The sequence below is a fragment of the Syntrophomonas palmitatica JCM 14374 genome (assembly GCF_001311885.1).
In the GTDB taxonomy this organism is placed as follows: Bacteria; Bacillota; Syntrophomonadia; order Syntrophomonadales; family Syntrophomonadaceae; genus Syntrophomonas_A; species Syntrophomonas_A palmitatica.
Window position 1 is genome coordinate 64,518 of record NZ_BBCE01000004.1, and the last position, 19,261, is coordinate 83,778.

Consider the following 19,261-nt stretch of genomic DNA (forward strand, 5'->3'; position numbering starts at 1 on the left):
CTAAATTAAACATATGAATAATTGTTCATATGTATGATCAGGGAGGCTAATTAAATGCGCGACAATGAATGCTGCGAAGAGAAATACGTTCATGAAGATCTGGTTGAGGCGGTTCGTCAGGAAATGCCGGGTTACTATACCATACTGGCTTTAGCGGAAATATTTAAAACCCTGGGTGACCCTACCCGCATAAAACTGCTGTTTGCATTAATGAACCAGGAACTGTGCGTGTGTGATCTGGCTGCTTTGATAGAAATGTCCGAGTCGGCTGTATCACACCAGCTTCGGGTATTACGCAGTCAAAAACTGGTTAAGTATCGCCGGGAGGGTAAGAATTTATTCTACAGCCTGGATGATGAACATGTGAATAATTTATTTGCTCAGGGACTGGAGCATGTACGTGAATGAAAATAGGGAGATGGAGACAATAATATGGCTGGTTTAATTATAAACCCTGAGGATTTGCTGAAAATAACCGGGGAGAACGAACAGGCGGCGGCAAAGGACAGTGAGGCCGCCACGATAAGCGTGGTTTTGTTACAAGATCTTGATTGCGCTGATTGCGCAGCCAAACTGGAAAAACGGGTTCAAGCTATGCCCGGAGTAAAATCGGCGCGGATTAATTTTGCCATGGGCAAACTTTATCTGGAACACCAGGTACCTATAGCTGAAGTATTAAGGGTAGTCAAGAATATGGGTTATCGGGGCCATCTGGAAGGTTACCCCGATCTTGTCGAGGATAATCTGCCTTTTTGGCGCTCTAATAATTATGCCATAGCAGCTCTTATATCCGCGGTATTTTTAAGCCTGGCCCTGGGGCTGGATTTTCTGGCGGCTCCTCATTTTTATCAGGCAGCGGCTTATATACTGGCTATAGGGCTGGGGGCTTACCATCCTGCGCGAACCGGGCTCTCGGTATTAATAACCGCCCGGGAACTGGATATGAATATCCTGATGACACTGGCTGCCGTAGGAGCGGCAGCCATAGGGCAATACCAGGAAGGCGCGGTAGTTGTATTTCTCTTTGCCCTGGGTAATGCCCTCCAGGCTTACAGCCTGGACCGCACCCGCAATTCCATACGTACGCTCATGGAATTGGCGCCAGCGCAGGCTCTTATCCGGCGAAATGGCGTTGAGGTTTTGCTCAATGTCGAAGACGTAGAAATTGGTGACATTATGCTGGTTAAACCCGGAGAGAAAATATCTATGGACGGGCAGGTTGTCGCTGGCGCTTCTGCGGTAAATCAAGCCGCCATCACCGGTGAATCCATGCCCGCAGCCAAACAGAGGGGGGATCAGGTTTTTGCCGGTACCCTGAACCAGTTAGGGGCTTTGGAGGTTAAAGTAACCCGCCTGGCAAAAGACAACACGGTAGCCCGCATTATCCATCTTGTGGAGGAGGCGCAGGGGCAGAAGGCCCCCTCGCAACAATTCATCGACCGTTTTGCTCATTATTACACCCCCGCTGTTATTCTGGGTGCGGTTTTAGTGGCGGTTTTGCCGCCGCTGGTTGGGGGTTATTCCTGGAGCCGCTGGTTCTATGAGGCCCTGGCTATGCTGCTGGTAGCCTGCCCCTGTGCTCTGGTTATTTCTACTCCGGTAAGCATTGTATCTGCCATAGGCAATGCTGCCCGGCAGGGTATTATGATAAAGGGCGGAGCTTACCTGGAACAGGCGGGAGACGTCAGGGCTATAGCCATGGATAAAACCGGTACTCTTACCAGCGGACAGCCGGAGCTGACTGATATTATATTAAAGGGTGATTGGGATGAAGCGCGGGTTTTGGGGGCGGCAGCCGCTATAGAAAAACGCTCCGAACACCCCTTGGCCCAGGCTATTTTAAATTCAGCCCAAGAACGGGATATTTTGCTTCCTGATTTACAGGGTTTTGCGTCTGTACCGGGAAAAGGCGCGCGGGGCATTATTTCCGGTGAAGAATGCCTGATAGGGAGTCCGGCGTTTTTGGCCGAAAACGGCATATCTATTGATAGGGCTGCTGAACAGATAAATGACCTTAACGCACAAGGACGGACTACCGTACTGCTAGGGGCTGAGGGCAAGGTGCAGGCCTTGCTGGCCGCCGCCGACCGGCTGCGGGAAAACAGCCCGCGGGCGGTACGGGATTTGCACGCAGCCGGGATAAGCAATGTTATCATGCTTACCGGGGATAATTATGCGGCCGCCCGGAGGACGGCTGACCTGACGGGAGTCGATCATTTTCGGGCTGAACTTATGCCGGAAGATAAATTGCAGGTCATAAGGGAGCTTCAAGAAGAATATGGCGCGGTGGCTATGGTGGGAGACGGGGTTAATGATGCTCCGGCTTTAGCGGCGGCAAGCCTTGGCATCGCCATGGGGGTGGCGGGCAGTGACGCGGCCATTGATACCGCCGATATTGCCTTAATGGGCGATGATCTTTCCAAACTGGCGTATTTGATAGCGCTGAGCCGCAAGACCTTGAGAATTATAAAACAGAATATCGGTTTCTCGCTGCTGTTCAAAGGAATGATACTGCTCCTGGTGGTCCCGGGTTGGCTAACCCTCTGGCTGGCAGTTGCGGCCGATATGGGCACTACCCTGCTGGTGACGATGAATGGCTTAAGACTTTTGCGCTTTCGCACTCAATGAGTGATTTCACGCGGAGCATCTTCCTTTCTTAGCCTTAAAATCGCGTTTATTTCGCCACCCAGCAGGATTATGATACTGCTGATATATAACCACAGCAAGAGTACGATAATTCCGCCCAGACTGCCATAGGTGCGGGAGTAGTTGGCGAAGTTGTTGACATAAAAAGAGAAGGCCCAGGAAATAGCAACCCACCCCAGGGTGGAAAAAATGGCGCCGGGCAGCACCTCGGCAAAGTTTATTTTGCGGTTAGGGGCAACCCGGTAAAAGAAGGCGAATACGAGCAGCATTACTATTAAAGGCAGCGTGTAACGAAATACCCCCCAACTGGTGGTGAAAAAGCTGCTGAACCCCAGGTAGTTAAAAAACATCAAACCCAGGAGTTTACCCAGTACCAGCAAGGTTAAGGAGAGAATAATTATAATAACCAGCCCGATGGTAAATAAAAGTGAAATTCCGGTAATCATCCAGAAAGGACGGGTTTCAGGCTCGTCATAGGCTTTATTTATGCCTCGGATTATGGCATTCACACCGCTGGAGGCTGACCAGAGCGTAAAAATGAAACCAAATGAAAGCAAGGTGTGACGTTTGGCAGCCAGGGTCTGTTCTACCACGTCTTCGATTATTTCATAGGAACTGCGGGGGATCAAACGGGACAGGTCAGCCAGCGCCAAATCTCCGGTGATAGGTGTAAAACTCAATAATATGAGGAGAAAAATCAGAAAAGGGAAAAAGGCCAGTATAAGATAATAGCTCATCTGGGCTCCCAAAGCTGGCACCTCGTGAGCTTGAAAACGCCGGTAGAAATCCATTCCAACCTCAAACCAGTTTTTCAGCACCAGACAGCGTCCTCCGTTAAAATTTACCTTATACATTTATATTATATTTGCACATAAGCATGCAAGCCAAAACTCTGCCTGAAGTCAACTGCGCAAGCTGAGTTATAGATTATTATGGCAGGGATCATTTATTGGGGGAGACAAAAAAGCAGTAGTCAATAGCTGGCTTAACTGGTGAGCGGTATCCGTGAAGCTCAGGTTATTCTCTAAAATGAAATCAGGATTCAGAACAGCTTGAATTGCCGCTGTGACAACGACGCCCAAGATACGAGGGTCAATAGCTGTAGGCGTTTTTTGCCGTTCATTTATGGCATTTATGATTGAACGTATGCGTTCCAGACGGAAAGCGTCAATTTTTTGCCATAGATGAGGATAATATTTACGCAGGTCATCCAGGCTCATACTATTTGTAATAAACTGGGCACGGGTAAAAAGAAAGTTCAACATGTGGTTGACAAGTTCCCGCGGAGGTTTGTTACTGCATATTATGATATCGGCTTCGGTCTGGATATCCTGCATGAATTTATCCAGGGCAGCTTCAATTACTTCCTCTTTGCTGTGAAAATAACGGTAGAGGGTGCGTTTGCTGATACCGGCGCCGCGGGCCAGGTCGTCTACGGTCAAACGCTGAAAACCCCTTGTGCGGGCTAATTCCTGACAGGTATTTATAATCCGGCTGCGAATAGAATCATTCATTTTCATACCCCCGTCTCAGGCGATGTTTTTCTTAAATTTTAATACGCTTATTCCCAGCATTAATACGGAAAAAACGAGCAAAGCTGTAACCTGACCCACTAAATAGGGAAAGCCTATGCCCTTTAAAACAATGCCTCTGATTATATCCAGGTAATAGGTCAAAGGTATAACAAAAGTCAGGTAATAAATGATTTTGGGCATAGCCGCCCGGGGAAACATAAATCCAGACAGCAGTATACTGGGCAGCATAACAAAAAAGGAAAGCTGAAAGGCCTGCATCTGGTTCTGGGCCAGATTGGAAATCATAAGTCCCAATCCCAGTGACGCGGTGATAAAGAATAAAGTCAGGAGATAAAGCTGTACAAGACTGCCCCGGATAGGGACATGAAACACTAAAACTCCCACCAACAAAGCCACTGTAATCTGCAGGTAACCCAGGACTATATAAGGCACGATTTTCCCGATCATTAATTCGTAAGGTTTAAGCGGGCTAACCAGAAGCTGTTCCAAGGTCCCGCGTTCTCTTTCTCTGACTATGGCCACGGCGGTAATGATTACCATGGTCATGGTAACAACGATTCCCAAAATAGCCGGAACCATATAATAGGCGGTAACTCCGTCCGGATTATACCAGGGACGCACCCGGATATCATAAGGTGCCTGGCTCAGGCCCACCTTTTTGAAAATCATCTGCTGCGATTTTAACAGACCAATGGCATTGGCAGTAGCAATGGCCTGGTTGGCTACCATGCTGTCACTGGCGTCAACAATAACCTGAACGCTGGCCGGGACTCCTCTTTTGACATTACGGGTAAAATCTGGAGGCAGAATTATTCCCACCCGCGCCTGACCGCTGTCAATATAGCGATTCACTTTGCTGAAGCTGTCTGAAGTATACGCGATATCGAAATATCCGGAAGCAGAGAACGATTCCAGAAGGTCGCGGCTTTCCGGGGAAAGCGACTGGTCAAAAACGACCGTAGGAATGTGCTTTACTTCCGTTTGGATGGCGAAACCGAACAGCAAAAGCTGCACCAGGGGTATCATAAAGATTAAAGCCAGGGTCATGCGATCTCGTTTCATCTGGATATATTCTTTATTGATGACAGCCATAATACGGTTCATCATATCACCTGCTTTCGCGTTTACGGGCCAGGGCTACGAAGACATCTTCCAGACCGGGAGTTATAATCCGGGTTTTTGTTTTTATATTGCTTTCCAGAGCGTTTGGGTCGTATTCTGCATCTGCCAGTATGTGCAGAAATCTGCCGTGAACACTACATTCTTTAACTCCGGGCAGTGTTTGTATAGCAGGAATCATACTTAACGGGTTTTCAAATTCCGCCTCCAGCAATATGCCTTCCAGCACACTCTGCTTAAGATGGGTCGGGCTGTCCAGAGCCAGGAGTTTCCCCTGGTTGAAGAAAGCGATGCGGTCGCATCTCTCCGCTTCATCCATGAAATGAGTGCTGACGATCACAGTAGTCCCCTCTAAAGAGAGTTCCCGGATCAAATCAAAAAAGGCCCGGCGGCTGCTGGGACTAACCCCGCTGGTGGGTTCATCCAGAAAAATCAAAGCTGGACGGGAAATTATCGCACATGCCAGAGCCAGCCGCTGCCTGTAGCCACGGCTGAGCTGATTTACCAGGCAGGCTTCTCTCCCTTCCAAACCGCTTAACGTAATCATTTCCTGGCATCGGTGTTTCTTATCTTTACCCCGCAGGTTGTAGAGCCCGGCATAAAAGTCAAGGTTTTCGGCCACGCTTAATTCTTCATAGAGGCTGAATTTTTGCGACATATAACCAATGCGGTTTTTAATCCTATCACTGTCACGCTTAAGGTCTAACCCCAATACCGCGGCTGAACCGGAATCTATAGCCAGTATACCGCACAGCATGCGAATGGTCGTGGTCTTTCCCGCCCCATTCGGACCCAGAAAAGCACAAACCTCTCCGGTTTCTATTTCAAGGTTAAGTCTGTCAACCGCGACAAAATCGCCGAAGTGTTTACTCAGTTCCCTGGTTTTGACAGCTAAACTCATAAAACCACCCGCTTTTGTGAACTCGACAGAAACCGCCTCATAACAACCGACCACAGATACACACGGATTTTTCACAACATTTTAAATATCAGAGTTGAGTCTGTGGTTTAAATCTTTGCTCTGCATCTATCTTCCTGATTCGGCCAGGAATACAAAAACATCCTCCATGGAAGCTTCGATTTCGCTTATAGATATCAGTTCCAGCTCTTGCTGAGCAAGGCAGGTTGTTATTTCGTCCACAGCCTGCTTCTGGTCTTCGACCAGGAGATGATAACGGTCCCCGAAGAAGGAAGAATCAATAACCCCCGGTATTTGAGCGAATAAGCGCGGTTGTTTGGCAGAGGTCCTAACCTCCAGCAAACGTCCCTGCAGATTTTGCTTCAGTCCGTTGGGGGAATCAAGCGCCGCCAGTTCTCCCTGGTTTAGCAAAGCCACCTGGTGGCATAGTTCAGCTTCATCCATATATGGCGTGGATACCATTATAGTCACGCCCTGCTGATTAAGCGTATAGAGCAGCTGCCAGAATTCCTGGCGTGACTCAGGGTCTACACCGTAAGTAGGTTCATCCAGCAGCAAAACGTCAGGTTCAGTAATCAAGGCCGAAGCCAGGGCCAGTTTTTGCTTCATTCCTCCGGAAAGCTGAGCAGCCAGCCTATCCTGAAAAGGATCCAACCGCGTAAATGCCAAAAGCTCCAGGGCGCGTTGGCGGGCTGTTTTCCAGTCAATACCATACAGTGACGAGAAAAAACGCAGGTTTTCCATTACCGACAGGTCGCCATACAGGCTGAAATTCTGCGGCATATATCCGATGTGATCCCGCTGTACATTTGCCGCATCCCGGCCCATAATTGTTATATGGCCTGAATCCGGCACAAGCAGATTGCAGACAGCCCGGAACAAGGTGGTTTTACCTGCCCCATCCGGTCCCACTACCCCGAAGATGCTGCCTTTGTCTACCTGGAACGAAACCTGCTTTAACGCTTCTATATCAGCAAATCTTTTGCTCAAATTTTCACATTGAATCATAAAATATCACCTGTCGGAAAATCAGTGTCAATCTATGGCTGTTTTTTATTCTTCAAAGATTACATCGGCGGGCATACCAGGTTTCAAAACTGAACCCGGATTGCTAAGGGATATCTTGACGGCGAAAACCACGTTGCTTCTTTCCTTGCGGGTTTGAATAGTTTTGGGCGTATATTCACCCCGAGAAGCGATTTTGGTTACCTTGCCATAAAACGTTTGGTCACTGCCGCTGACGCTGACCTTGACCTCCTGGTTTAAGTGAATACGGGGCAGATCATCAGTGGGAATATATACCTTGAGCCAGAGGTCGTTCAGATCAGCCAGGGTAGCCAGTGAAGCCCCCAGGGGAATATATTCGCCTGGCTCATAATTCTGGCTGATAATCGTGCCTGATGCGGGGGCGTAGATTTTCAGGTCAGCCAGCATACTCTCACTGGCCTTCAGAACCGCTTTGCTGCGTTCTAGTTCCGCCTGGGCGCCGCTAATAACCCCGGGTCGGCTGCCTGATTCCAACAGCTGCAGGCGTGCCCGATATATTTCTAATTGACGATCCAGGTTTTCTTTATCAAGTTTGATTTTTTCCCATTCCTGCTGAGAGATAGCCCCGGAGTTTCTTAATTCGGTGGCCCGGTTTAGATCTTGTTCAGCCTTGCTGCTTTTATCCTCCGCCATCTCTACATTCAGAAGGGCTTCCTGCAGTTCTTGCGAACGCGCCCCGGAAACAAGATCATCCAACTTGCTCTGGGCGACCATAACTCCCAGGGCATCTCGTTCCTTCTGCGCTTCCAGATCGGAGCGGGTAAGCTCAGCCACCAGCTGGTTTTTCTTGACCCGAGCTCCTTCTTCTATAGTCAAAGTTTTAATGACGCCATTCAGGCGGGCATTTAATTCGTAGGTAGTAGCTTCGATAGTGCCGGCAGCCTGAAGCGCATCATCCCTGGAGCAGATAGATATTATATAAGTAATAACAACCTGCAGCCATGAACAAAAGCAGAATTAATATGATAGGTTTTTTATTTTGCATTATTGCCGACCCCCATAAGTAAACTATAAACAACAAAATAGTTTACCAAGTTTACTAAAATAATATACTGGTTAATTGTGGTTGTCAAGATTGTTAATGAAGGGATAATACGCAGTGAAAGCTACAGAACAAACATTCTGTTTTTGTTAAATAAAAGCAGGAAAATGATAATCGTTGGCGAAATGTATGCAATAGAGGTGATATTAATTGTTAACCACAATAAAAATAGACCGTGTTTCAGAAATAATTCCCGCTGATTCTCTTTTAGTCGAAGGGGATGCTTTCACGGTTCTTCAACGTCTTCCTTCCAATTATGTACAGTGCATTGTTACTTCACCTCCGTACTGGGGGCTGCGAGATTATGGGATACCAGGGCAAATGGGACTGGAATCGGAATTACAACAATACATAAATAATCTAGTAAGGGTTTTGGCTGAGGCCCGTCGAATTCTACGTGATGACGGCATCCTCTGGTTAAATATTGGGGACGGTTACACATCAGGTAATCGCGGTTACAGAGCTACCGACAAAAAAATCCAGCCCGGGCCATGGCAACCAGACCAGATACACCGGTTGGACTGAAACCTAAAGATTTGCTGGGTATACCCTGGAGACTGGCGCTCGCTCTTCAAGCAGATGGTTGGTTTTTACGCGCGGATATTATTTGGCATAAACCCAATGCCCAACCGGAGAGCGTAAAAGATAGACCTACCCGTGATCACGAATATGTTTTTATGTTAACTAAATCGGAAAAGTATTACTATGATCGGGCTGCAATATTAGAGGCTAATGGGCGTAACAAAAGAACGGTTTGGAGTATAAATACGCGTTCTTTTCCCGAAGCTCATTTTGCGACTTTTCCGCCGCAACTAGTGGAACCCTGCATCCTATCGTCCACTAAACCTGGAGAATTCATATTGGATCCCTTTTTCGGTTCAGGAACTGTAGGAGTAGTATGTCAGGAATATAATCGTAAGTTTATTGGTATTGAGCTTAATCCTGATTATGTGAATATTGCGGTGAAACGACTTCAGGAACAACATGCACAAAATATTTTCTATATTAAGGAGACGCCTGATGAGCATCAATATTCCGCCTCCCAGTCTGCAAATTGATTTCCATCTCATTTTGCAGCAATTTAGGAATACAAACCTGCAGGATGCTTTGAAAAAGACTGTTCGTCATATGGATATTTCGTGCATTGATCAAGATATGGCCAGGTTAGTTCCCAAAAACTACTTGGCTTTGGTAGCTGGGTATGGTTTACGCGGAGAATTGCTATTTTCCGTTCCATGTATTCTTGGAAAAAATCCTTTTTTACTGGGTTATTACCGTTTACTGCTGGGTTTTAGCAAAAAGGCCTTTTATACATCGGAATTTGGCTGTACCAGTTTTATTAAAATGGAGGAAGAAGGAAAACTATCACCCGCTAATGAAGTAAAATTGGAAGAACTATGCAAAGCCTTGATTAATAGTGCTTGTTTTTTACTTGATGGAGTAAATCAAAAAGTAACGGCTTCTGAGTTGGATGATCTTACTCTGCTAACATTGGGAGCTCAGTTGCGGGGCAGCCAAAATACACGAAAAGGTAAAGCGGGCATGGTGGCGGTATTTCAAATAATAAGGGAAATAGTAGATGGTGCAACCATTAACGCTAATAACAAGCGGATTCAAATTCTTAATGCTGCCAAAAGGAAAGTATTAATTGAGTTTTCTGCAGATCCAGATATTATTATCCGCGAAGAAATGCCAAATGCTATGTACAGAAATATTATTGCTATTGAAGTTAAAGGCGGAGAGGATTTTTCCAACATTCATAATCGCATTGGCGAAGCGGAAAAAAGTCACCAGAAGGCTAAATTGGATGGTTATGTGGAATGTTGGACAATTGTTAATGTGGACCGGATTAATATGTCTACAGCCAGAAAAGAATCACCTTCAACCAATCAAATTTTTAGATTATCGGATTTAGTATCAAGAAGCGGAAATGAATATGTTGATTTTCAATCAAGGATAAAAGCACTTACTGGAATAGAATAATAATGTTTTAATAAACTCAATTAAACAAAAAGAGCCACCACAGTTGTGGTGGCTCTTGCTGAAGCAGTTTATTTTCCGGTGGGGTGATAATGAGTGTGCAGGAGTTCGTGGGATTTGTGTCCCAGGGGCTCATGCAGGAAATCATCATACAGAGCCTTAACTTCCGGATTCTCATGTGATTTGCGCAGGGGCAGTCCGGCGTCTTCATCATAGATGGCATGAATTCTTTCCACTTTCTTGGCGATAGTAGAAGGAATGGTCTGGCCGCCGCCGCCTATGCAGCCGCCGGGACAGCACATGACCTCAATGAAATGATAAGGAGAAGTACCAGCTTTTACTTCATCCATTATCTTGCGCGCCGCACCCAGAGAGTTGGCGACCGCAACTTTTACCACGGTGCCGTCCAGGTCAACGGATGCTTCTTTAATGCTTTCGAAACCGCGTACGCCGGTGAAGTTTACATCAGCCAGGGTCTTGCCGGTTACTACTTCATATACGGTTCTGAGGGCCGCTTCCATAACTCCGCCGGAGGCTCCGAATATAACGGCCGCACCAGTGTAGGCGCCCATTAAAGAATCAAACTGCGAGGGCTCCATCTTGTCCCAAATGGGACCGCCGATACGGAAGAGCTTGCCCACTTCACGGGTGGTCAGAACCAGGTCTACATCCCGGTATCCGCTGGAATTCATCTCCGGCCTGGCGGCCTCGAATTTCTTAGCGGTACAGGGCATGATTGATACCGAATAAATCTTGGACGGATCTACGCCCATTTTCTGTGCCCAGTAGGTTTTGACCAAGGAACCAAACATCTGCTGGGGTGATTTACAGGTGGACAGGTGGTCCAGCTGGTCCGGATAGAATGTTTCACAGAAGTTGATCCAACCTGGGCTGCAGGATGTCAGCATAGGCAGAGTGCCGCCTTCTTTGAGGCGTTTCAGCAATTCATTGCCTTCTTCCAGGATGGTCAGGTCGGCAGTGAAATTGGTGTGGAATACATAATCAAAGCCCAGGCTCTTAAGCCGGCTACAAAATTAAGCATATCCAAAGAACCGGTAGGAAGGCCCAGTTCTTCAGCAACGGCAACACGAACAGCCGGGGCAATTTGGGTTACGACAATCTTATCCGGGTCGGCTACCGCGGCCAGGAATTTATCCATTTCTTCATTTTCGACAATTGCGCCCACCGGACAGACCAGTGCACATTGCCCGCACATTACGCACTTGGTTTCAATCAGAGGCTTACCGTCCACGGTGCGAACTACGCCATCCTTAATTTCCAGGGCTCCGACGGTCTGAATATCGTTGCATACTTCTACGCAGCGTCCGCACAGGGTGCATTTGGAAGGATCGCGCAGCAGGGATGGAGTAGAGGTGTCCTTGGCAAGTTTCAAGGGCTTGGGCTCTACATCGCGGATAATAAGCGTTTCAGCCAGGGTTTGCAGTTCGCAATTTTGATTGCGAGGGCAGTTCAGGCAGTCTTGCGGGTGTACCTGCAGGATTTTCTTAAGATTGGCTTTTTTGGCTTCAATAACGGCCGGAGTGAAGGTTTTAACTACCATACCCGGAGATACCACTTCCGAACAGGCGGTTTTCAACTCTCCATTGATGTCAACCACACAAACCTTACAGTTGTCCTTTACCTTCAGGTCTGGATGGCTGCACAGTGACGGCAGCTGGAATCCAGCCGCAGCAGCGGCCTGCATTACCGTGGTGCCGTCGGGAACCGTTACCTGGATGCCGTTTACAATGACATAAACCATACAATTCCCCTCTCCCTTTTTATTCGAGCTCTTTCTTCAATCAGTTTATTTTTTGCAAAATTGAGTGTCAAGAAGAAACTATAGGATGAAAAAAGGAATTTTGAAACCGGGCATCATTATGACCAGCTCAGAAGTATTCGATTTGGGAGATATTTATAATTCCATGGGTCTCGTCTATTTGGTAGCTGATACTGGAAACGTTCTCACTATTAAACAGCATATTTTTTATATTACGATAGTCTTCCGGGTTAAACTTGATGATTTTCATGTCCAGACAGGGAGCTTTGTTCTGCAGAGTATTATGTAAATAATCCGTAAATGCAGCGAAATCTGCCGCATATTTATGATTATATATATAGTAGTTGAATTGGTCTGATATACAATTCGGATAGAGGTTGCCTTGCCAGGAATGGTCTTTTTGCATTTCTTTATCATTGAGATTAAAGTACGTGTATAAAAGGTGATCGGTACCATCTTCATCAACCGGGTCATCCCAGGTCACATCCAGATGATAATAGCCGCCGTTTATTTTGATTAAATTCCAGGCATGGGATTCCAGGCTGCCGTTATTATATGCGCTGCCTGAAATCATTATCGTTTCCAAACCGGCTTTGCGAGCCAAGATATTCATGGCTTCTGCGTAACCCTGGCAAACCCCGCTCCCCTTTAACAGCACTCCGTAGGCGGTATAGGAATCAGGCGGTAAGGTGTTGTTTACTAGATTTTGATAATCGTAGCGGCTGTGTTCAATAATGTAATCATGTAAAACCTTTTCTTTATCATAATCACTCATACTGGCTTTTATATAACCGGATATTATACGATCACGCTCACTTTTAAGCTGGTTTAACTGCGAGGCTGAATAGCGATAGGTTAATTTAACGGTTACAGCCGAATCTGTCCCGCGATATTGCCAGCTTTTTAAGAGGTTGCACAATCCGGTGCTTTTTTCAATCGCATTTAGGGCTTTGTTTACAGCATCCTCGAAATTATCCAGAGCGTCAGGGTAGTCCAATTTTATTTGTACAGCGGTCTGTAATGTTGATATAGAATCTTGCAGGATTTGGGTTAATTCACTTTGATTGCTGGCTTTATAGGCAATAGTTGTTGCCGTTGCAGCTGGAACCGGCCAGGAATCATTTTCAACGATTGCTTTGGGATACAATCCGCTCGCTTCTGCTATCTGCTGCGGGATAACCTTATCGTCAACCAATTTTTGCAGCAGGGTTTGATTTCGATCTTTTATTTTTGTTTGCAAAGCCAGATATGATATTAATACCATATCATCCCGGCAGAAAAGGGGCTGGTTTTTCAGCTGCTGCCAGGTGTTTTTGTCCAGCAAGCCAATGTTATAAGCTTTTTCAAGCGAAAGATTCCAATTAAAATCGCCCTGCCGGTCGTCATAACCCAGGGCCCGCAGAACAAAGGCAGTATACTGGCTGGCGGATAAAGGTCTGCGGGTTGTATTGATGGGGTGAAATCCCCTGACTCAATTTGTACCGGTACATATAACCTACATAGGGGTCGGCCCAGGAAGGAACGTCCCCAAAAGGATGCGTATAATTGCTGCTGCGGGCGTTAGCTTCCTGGCCTAACAGCCTTACCAGCATTACTGCTCCCTGGGCGCGATCAGGCGTTTTCTCCAGTTCGAAGCCTGGGGAGTCCCCAGAAGCAATCCCAGGGAATTAAGCACCTGCGCCATATCTTGGTGCTGGGGAGGATTTGCTGCCTGCACAGCAGGTCCGGGAATTAAAAATGGCAGCACAGCCAACAACGATAATATGGAAACAATTTTTCTAAATGACTTCATATGTATACCTGAACCTTTCATAATTTTGGTTTGAGATAGCATACATGCTGTATAATCGATATTAAGCGAAAGAATAAATACACACAACCGCCTGCGGGTGATCTGAAAGGTTATGAAGGTCAGAGTTCAGAACATCCTTCTATTTATTATTCTAGAAAGGTTAGTCATTATGCAAATACATATTTTGGCCAGCGGCAGTACGGGTAACTGCATCCTGCTGCAGATGGGAGCGACCAGACTGCTGGTGGATGCCGGAATAAGCACCCGGCGTATTGAGAAGGGCCTGGCGGAGTTAGGGATAAAAACGGGTGAACTGGACGGAATTCTGGTAACGCATGAACATAGCGATCATGTTAAAGGACTCCCCTTGCTGGCTAAGAAATACGACATTCCCGTATATACCAGGGGAGCTACATGGGAAATGCTGCCGGGGCGGGAGAAAATACCTGATCAATGTTTTAAGATGATTGGCCAGTCTTTTTCCGTAGGGCAGATAGATATAGAAGCCTTTGCCATCTCTCATGACGCAGCTGATCCGGTAGGTTTTTGTTTTTATTACCGCCGCAAAAAGTGGGTGGTAGCTACAGATCTGGGCAAGGTTACTCCGGAGGTGGTACAGGCCCTTAGTTATGCTGATGTGGCCGTACTGGAGTCAAATCATGATATTAATATGTTAAAAAACGGTTCTTACCCGGCATTTCTTAAACAACGCATTCTAGGGCAAAGGGGGCATCTTTCCAATCTTGAGGCTGCCCAACTTCTATGTACTATACCGCGCCAGGAGAGAATGAAGGTCTTTCTGGCCCACCTCAGCCAGCAGAACAATCACCCGGCTGTAGCCGAAAGAACGGTGGCTTCACTGTTAAAAGCCAATGGCTGCAAACTGGGGCAAGATGTAACCATATTATCGACATATCCTGATTCCAGGGCCAGCCTGGTGTTTTAATAGGCGAGAGGCTGCTTTGCCTCCTGGCTTGGATAAAGCGTTATGTTTTCCTTAATTAAAGAGTGAAGTTGAGTAATTAATGGTGATAGATAGGATTTTTAGTTGCGGTAAGAGAAATAATCATATAATAAATACTTGTTAAGGTGAGATAAAAATAGTGAACGCAAAATTTAGTATTTTAGCGGGTTTTGTTTTTACGGCTCTGATAACTTCCCTGATAACCTGGGAATTGCTGCCCCCGCTTGCGGTGGCCTGTCTGTTCTTCGTTACAGCCCTTGCTTTATGTTACTATATGGCGGCAAACTGGTCACGGGGAAGGCATATAGAAGATTTGCTGACTTACCAGCGTGCTTTTCTCAAATTGTTCGCAGCGGAGGACAGATCAAAATTACGGCAGCTAAACTTTTGGGTGCCGAGGATTTATCCTGCCGAATACTCATTTATATGGATTGAGGGGATAGGGATTTGCCCGGATGAAATATGTAAGGAATATCCCGGCTGGCTGGACATTGCACATAAAACCCGTAATATGGACAAAGCTGAAATAATAACCCGTGCCAGCAAAGACTATGAGTTTGAGTCTTTGCCCGCAAAAATTAATTCATTCATAATACTGCCGCTGGCCGCACCTGCCGATCGAAAGGCCTCCCTGTTTATAGTTGAGCCTCATGACGGTATGTCCCGATTCGAAGCCAAAAGAGAACTTCTGTTAAATTTATGCAGGATGGGATTTGCCGCACTGCATCTCCAGGAAGAAGTAAATAAAAAGGAAAGAGAAACCCTGGCTTTGATAGAAATACTGCTGAAAGCAGTTGAATCATCCGCCCCTGAATTTAATGGTCATGCCATGCGGGTCAGGAAGATGTCATTAGAACTGGGCAGGAAGCTGGGCTTGGATGAATCAGAATTAGAAGCCCTCAATTATGCTGCTTTATTGCATGATATTGGCAAAATAGTCCCGAACTCTATGCCTGAAGCAGGAGAGCCGCCAGGGACTGAACTGGACCATGCTTCGCTGGGGGCTGGTTTGATACCGGAAGACGCTTTTTGGACTGAGGTAAAATTGGCTGTTCTTCATCATCATGAGCGTTATGACGGCAGCGGGTTTCCTGCAGGTTTAAAACATAACCAAATACCATTTTTAGCGCGTATAATAGCTGTAGCTGATGTATTTGACGCTTTAACCTGCATTAGCGCTGAAGAGGAACGATTAGATCATAAACAGGCGGTAGAGGTAATAAAACATGCCACCGGCATGAACTTTGATCCCCTGGTGGTAGTGGTTCTGGAGGAATTGGAGACACCCAGGGACACAATATCAGATTAAAGGCAGATGTTAAGGAATGCATCGGAAAGTACATAAGATATACATGGCGGCTATTGTTGTCGGGGTTGCTTTTGCGGCGGGACTTATATACTATGTGTATTTTGCGCACAGTCCCAGCCTAGCCCGAACCGAAAAGCCGCAGCATATTATACAAAAATTTCCCGATCCCCGCCAAACTACGTATTGTATGGGCCTCTACCTTGACATGATGCAGCGGGTTCTGTATGGCAGCACAGTTTTGGAAACGGTAAACACTACAAAAGGACCCATAAATGAATTATGGTTTACGGTCTATCCGGACGCTTTTCGTGATGCCAGCACCAGTCCGGCTCCTGTTGATGCATATTATGACGGATTTGACCCGGGGTGGATAAAGATTAAAAAATTCAAGGTCAATGGCCGGATTAACGAGTATGAAATTCGGGGGGTATCGGTAAAGATACCATTATCAGGAGAAATTCTCCCCGGGAAAAAGATGAAAATCGAAATCAATTGGGAGTGCAAAATCCCTAAATTGGCCTATGGTTATGGGAGCAAGGACGGAGTCTTCATGTTAGAAAATTTTTATCCGGCCATGAACATTATGGATGAAAAATCCTGGCAGCATAGCGAACAAGCACCGCAAAACCGCCTTGGTTTCCAAAGCGCTAATTATATAGTCAGACTGAATATTCCTGATGGCTACAGCTTCATATCGCCGGGAAGGGTCAGCGATTCTCTGGCTGAGGATAATGGACGTCAAACCTTTATGATTGACGGGCAAAATATCCGTGACTTTTGCCTGTTGGTAATGTATGATTACAAAGAAATCAAGGCAGAGGTAAAGGGCAGAACGCTTAAAGCCTTCGTACCGTCATCTCAGGCGGGGATTGAAAGGTCCATACTCAAGAACAGCGGAGAGATTTTGGATTATTATTCCCGGGCGCTGGGAGAATATCCGGATGAGGAGCTTGCGCTGGCAATTGTACCGGTGAAGACATCTCATGGAATGGAACATACCGGGCTGATACTTTTAGGCCAGGATGTTCTGGCCGGTAAGGCCGAGTGCAAAAAGATTCTGGCTGATAGTATGGCTCATCTGTGGTGGCATAACCTGGTAGGCAGCGATTCATTGAACGAACCGTGGCTTGAGGAGGGTCTGGCCTGGTGGTCAGCACAACAGTATTTGCAATCGTCCCGTATCGAGGCCGCAGAACCAGAACTTCCCGCACAATATAAAGATAAAGCTGATTTTTGTTTTGTTTTAGAGAAAAAACTTGACCGTGACGATATGTTTAGAATATTGCAGCGCCTGATCCGGGAGTTTCGTTATGGTATGGCTACCGGCTATGATCTTAACAAGATCATTGAGGACGAAACCAATCAGGATATAAAGAGCTGCCTGTAATTAATAAAGTTTTAGCGCCGAATCTATATTTCATTCCAGGAGGATAAAAATGAATCCTATTCAAGATATTCAGGAGTACCTGAAAGATATCCTGGTACAAGCGGCAAAAAAGGCACAAAGCCAGGGACAGCTTAATTTTCAGGTTCTGCCTGACTTTGTTATTGAAGTACCCAGAGAAAAAGGACACGGTGATTTCGCTTGTAATATAGCCATGCTTCTGGCACGTGAAGCCAGGCTGGCTCCCCGCAAAATAGCCGAGCTTATTCTGGCTAATATAAAAACGGACGAACTTGGGGAAATACAGAAAATAGAAACCGCCGGCCCGGGATTTATAAACATATTTCTCAGCCAGGATTGGTTGTACAGACTTCCGGCTGCAGTTTACCAAATGGGTGACAGGTATGGTTTTCATGAAAGCCGCCATATGAAAGTGCAGGTGGAGTTTGTCAGCGCCAACCCCACGGGGAACCTGCATATGGGGAACGCCAGGGGCGGGGCCATAGGAGATACCATGGCCAATATACTTGAGCGGGCCGGTTATGATGTGGAAAGGGAATTTTATATCAATGACGCCGGGAATCAGATTGAAATATTTGCTGATTCATTGGAAGCCCGGTATTTACAATTAACCGGACATGATGTGCCTTTCCCCGAAAACGGGTACGCGGGACGCGACGTGATGGAAACCGTAAAAACCATTATATCCAGCCACGGGCCTGAGCTGCTTAAGATGGAGCCTGGTGAACGCAGGCTGTTTATAGTAAAGTGTGCCCTGGAAGAGAAAATAAACTATATTAAAGAAACCCTGGAGCGCTTTGGAATAGAATATGATCATTGGTTCAGCGAATTAACCCTGCATCAAAGCGGGCAGATTGAAGAAGTAATGGCATATCTGCGAGAACGCGGATATTTGTACGAAGAGGAGGGGGCCTGGTGGTTCAAGTCCACCGCTTTTGGCGATGAAAAAGACGAAGTTGTAATTCGCGCCAATGGGCTGCCCACTTACTTCGCCGCTGATATAGCCTATCATAAAAATAAATTCGAACGGGGTTTTGACTGGGTTATAAATGTATGGGGCGCAGATCATCACGGACATGTAGCCCGCATGAAAGGAGCTATGCAAGCTCTGGGCTATGACCCCGACCGCCTGGATATCCTGCTCATGCAGCTGGTACGGCTTTACCGCGGCAAAAACCTGATTCGCATGTCAAAACGCACAGGCACTACCGTATCTCTTGATGAATTAATTGATGAAGTAGGTAAAGACGCGGCCCGGTTCTCATTTGTCATGCGCAGTCCCGACAGCCATCTTGATTTTGACCTTGAACTGGCCAAGCAGGAGAGCCAGGAAAACCCAGTTTATTACGTGCAATATTCTCATGCGCGGATTTGCAGTATTTTTCGGCAGGCTGAAGCTGCGGGAATAAGTTTGCCTGATATAGCTGTTATCGATACCACCCTTTTACAAGAGGAAGAAGAACTGGCCCTGCTGAGAAAAATAGCTGATTTCCCCGAAGAAATTCTGATTGCGGCCCGCACCCTGGCGCCGCATCGTATTGCCAGATATGTTCTGGACCTGGCCGGACTCTTTCACAGCTTCTATAATCACCACCGGGTGCTGAATGATGATCCTGCACTCCAGGCGGCGCGTTTATTATTAACAGAAATTACGAGAATAACAATAAAGAACGCTCTGGATGTACTGGGAGTGAGTTCCCCCCAGAGAATGTAGGAGGGTTTT

Annotated in this window: 18 protein-coding genes and 1 pseudogene; 9 read left to right on the forward strand and 10 right to left on the reverse strand. The window is 46.5% G+C overall.

Going from position 1 to position 19,261, the window contains the following annotated elements:
- Positions 1 to 54: 54 nt before the first annotated feature.
- Positions 55 to 408, forward strand: coding sequence for an ArsR/SmtB family transcription factor (locus JCM14374_RS03360; RefSeq protein ID WP_054693468.1), 354 nt, complete (start codon positions 55 to 57; stop codon positions 406 to 408).
- Positions 409 to 432: 24 nt separating this feature from the next.
- Positions 433 to 2,628 (forward strand): heavy metal translocating P-type ATPase, encoded by a 2,196-nt coding sequence (locus tag JCM14374_RS03365; RefSeq protein WP_083453841.1) that lies wholly within the window; start codon positions 433 to 435, stop codon positions 2,626 to 2,628.
- Here JCM14374_RS03365 and JCM14374_RS03370 read toward each other — a convergent pair.
- The 6 genes from JCM14374_RS03370 to JCM14374_RS03395 all read right to left on the reverse strand — a co-directional run bounded on the left by JCM14374_RS03370 (position 2,622) and on the right by JCM14374_RS03395 (position 8,082).
- Entirely contained in the window at positions 2,622 to 3,464 is an 843-nt protein-coding gene (locus JCM14374_RS03370) for a YihY/virulence factor BrkB family protein (protein WP_207641576.1), read from the reverse strand. The genes JCM14374_RS03365 and JCM14374_RS03370 overlap by 7 nt on opposite strands.
- Positions 3,465 to 3,566: 102 nt before the next feature.
- The gene (locus tag JCM14374_RS03375; RefSeq protein WP_054693471.1) at positions 3,567 to 4,160 is read right to left on the reverse strand and encodes a TetR/AcrR family transcriptional regulator; all 594 of its coding nucleotides are present in this window, start codon (positions 4,158 to 4,160) and stop codon (positions 3,567 to 3,569) included.
- A gap of 15 nt (positions 4,161 to 4,175) precedes the next feature.
- Positions 4,176 to 5,285 (reverse strand): ABC transporter permease, encoded by a 1,110-nt coding sequence (locus JCM14374_RS03380; protein WP_054693475.1) that lies wholly within the window; start codon positions 5,283 to 5,285, stop codon positions 4,176 to 4,178.
- Between the two features lie 4 nt (positions 5,286 to 5,289).
- On the reverse strand, positions 5,290 to 6,201 hold the full coding sequence (locus JCM14374_RS03385; RefSeq protein WP_054693478.1) for an ABC transporter ATP-binding protein: 912 nt from the start codon (positions 6,199 to 6,201) through the stop codon (positions 5,290 to 5,292).
- 126 nt (positions 6,202 to 6,327) lie between these two features.
- The gene (locus JCM14374_RS03390) at positions 6,328 to 7,209 is read right to left on the reverse strand and encodes an ABC transporter ATP-binding protein (protein WP_369397281.1); all 882 of its coding nucleotides are present in this window, start codon (positions 7,207 to 7,209) and stop codon (positions 6,328 to 6,330) included.
- A 63-nt stretch (positions 7,210 to 7,272) separates the two neighbouring features.
- A complete protein-coding gene (locus JCM14374_RS03395; protein ID WP_500797386.1) occupies positions 7,273 to 8,082 on the reverse strand; it encodes an HlyD family secretion protein in 810 nt (269 codons plus the stop codon).
- A 376-nt stretch (positions 8,083 to 8,458) separates the two neighbouring features.
- Between JCM14374_RS03395 and JCM14374_RS15920 the strand changes: the two genes are divergently transcribed.
- Genes JCM14374_RS15920 through JCM14374_RS03405 form a run of 3 tightly spaced genes read left to right on the forward strand, consistent with a single transcriptional unit; the run spans position 8,459 to position 10,291 of the window.
- Positions 8,459 to 8,833, forward strand: coding sequence for a DNA methyltransferase (locus JCM14374_RS15920; protein WP_439646058.1), 375 nt, complete (start codon positions 8,459 to 8,461; stop codon positions 8,831 to 8,833).
- Positions 8,800 to 9,366, forward strand: a complete 567-nt coding sequence (locus JCM14374_RS03400; protein ID WP_439646059.1) for a DNA-methyltransferase — start codon at positions 8,800 to 8,802, stop codon at positions 9,364 to 9,366. The genes JCM14374_RS15920 and JCM14374_RS03400 overlap by 34 nt, the downstream gene beginning before the upstream one ends.
- Positions 9,329 to 10,291, forward strand: coding sequence for an XcyI family restriction endonuclease (locus JCM14374_RS03405; RefSeq protein ID WP_054693483.1), 963 nt, complete (start codon positions 9,329 to 9,331; stop codon positions 10,289 to 10,291). Before JCM14374_RS03400 ends, JCM14374_RS03405 begins: the two co-directional genes overlap by 38 nt.
- A gap of 68 nt (positions 10,292 to 10,359) precedes the next feature.
- Here the strand turns inward: JCM14374_RS03405 and JCM14374_RS03410 are convergent.
- The 4 genes and pseudogenes from JCM14374_RS03410 to JCM14374_RS03425 all read right to left on the reverse strand — a co-directional run bounded on the left by JCM14374_RS03410 (position 10,360) and on the right by JCM14374_RS03425 (position 13,860).
- Positions 10,360 to 12,050 (reverse strand): annotated as a pseudogene (locus JCM14374_RS03410) (NADH-dependent [FeFe] hydrogenase, group A6).
- A gap of 127 nt (positions 12,051 to 12,177) precedes the next feature.
- Positions 12,178 to 13,392, reverse strand: a complete 1,215-nt coding sequence (locus JCM14374_RS03415) for a transglutaminase domain-containing protein (RefSeq protein WP_054693485.1) — start codon at positions 13,390 to 13,392, stop codon at positions 12,178 to 12,180.
- 58 nt (positions 13,393 to 13,450) lie between these two features.
- The gene (locus JCM14374_RS03420; protein WP_054693488.1) at positions 13,451 to 13,660 is read right to left on the reverse strand and encodes a hypothetical protein; all 210 of its coding nucleotides are present in this window, start codon (positions 13,658 to 13,660) and stop codon (positions 13,451 to 13,453) included.
- Complete coding sequence (locus JCM14374_RS03425; RefSeq protein ID WP_157048937.1) at positions 13,660 to 13,860, reverse strand: hypothetical protein; 201 nt, start codon at positions 13,858 to 13,860, stop codon at positions 13,660 to 13,662. Before JCM14374_RS03425 ends, JCM14374_RS03420 begins: the two co-directional genes overlap by 1 nt.
- A 112-nt stretch (positions 13,861 to 13,972) precedes the next feature.
- Here JCM14374_RS03425 and JCM14374_RS03430 point away from each other — a divergent pair, with 112 nt between their 5' ends.
- The 4 genes from JCM14374_RS03430 to argS all read left to right on the forward strand — a co-directional run bounded on the left by JCM14374_RS03430 (position 13,973) and on the right by argS (position 19,252).
- A complete protein-coding gene (locus JCM14374_RS03430) occupies positions 13,973 to 14,806 on the forward strand; it encodes an MBL fold metallo-hydrolase (RefSeq protein ID WP_207641578.1) in 834 nt (277 codons plus the stop codon).
- 157 nt (positions 14,807 to 14,963) lie between these two features.
- Positions 14,964 to 16,133 (forward strand): HD-GYP domain-containing protein, encoded by a 1,170-nt coding sequence (locus JCM14374_RS03435; protein ID WP_054693494.1) that lies wholly within the window; start codon positions 14,964 to 14,966, stop codon positions 16,131 to 16,133.
- A 16-nt stretch (positions 16,134 to 16,149) separates the two neighbouring features.
- Positions 16,150 to 17,520, forward strand: coding sequence for a M1 family aminopeptidase (locus tag JCM14374_RS03440; protein WP_054693497.1), 1,371 nt, complete (start codon positions 16,150 to 16,152; stop codon positions 17,518 to 17,520).
- A gap of 49 nt (positions 17,521 to 17,569) precedes the next feature.
- Positions 17,570 to 19,252, forward strand: a complete 1,683-nt coding sequence (argS, locus tag JCM14374_RS03445; RefSeq protein ID WP_054693500.1) for an arginine--tRNA ligase — start codon at positions 17,570 to 17,572, stop codon at positions 19,250 to 19,252.
- The last annotated feature ends 9 nt before the right edge of the window (positions 19,253 to 19,261 follow it).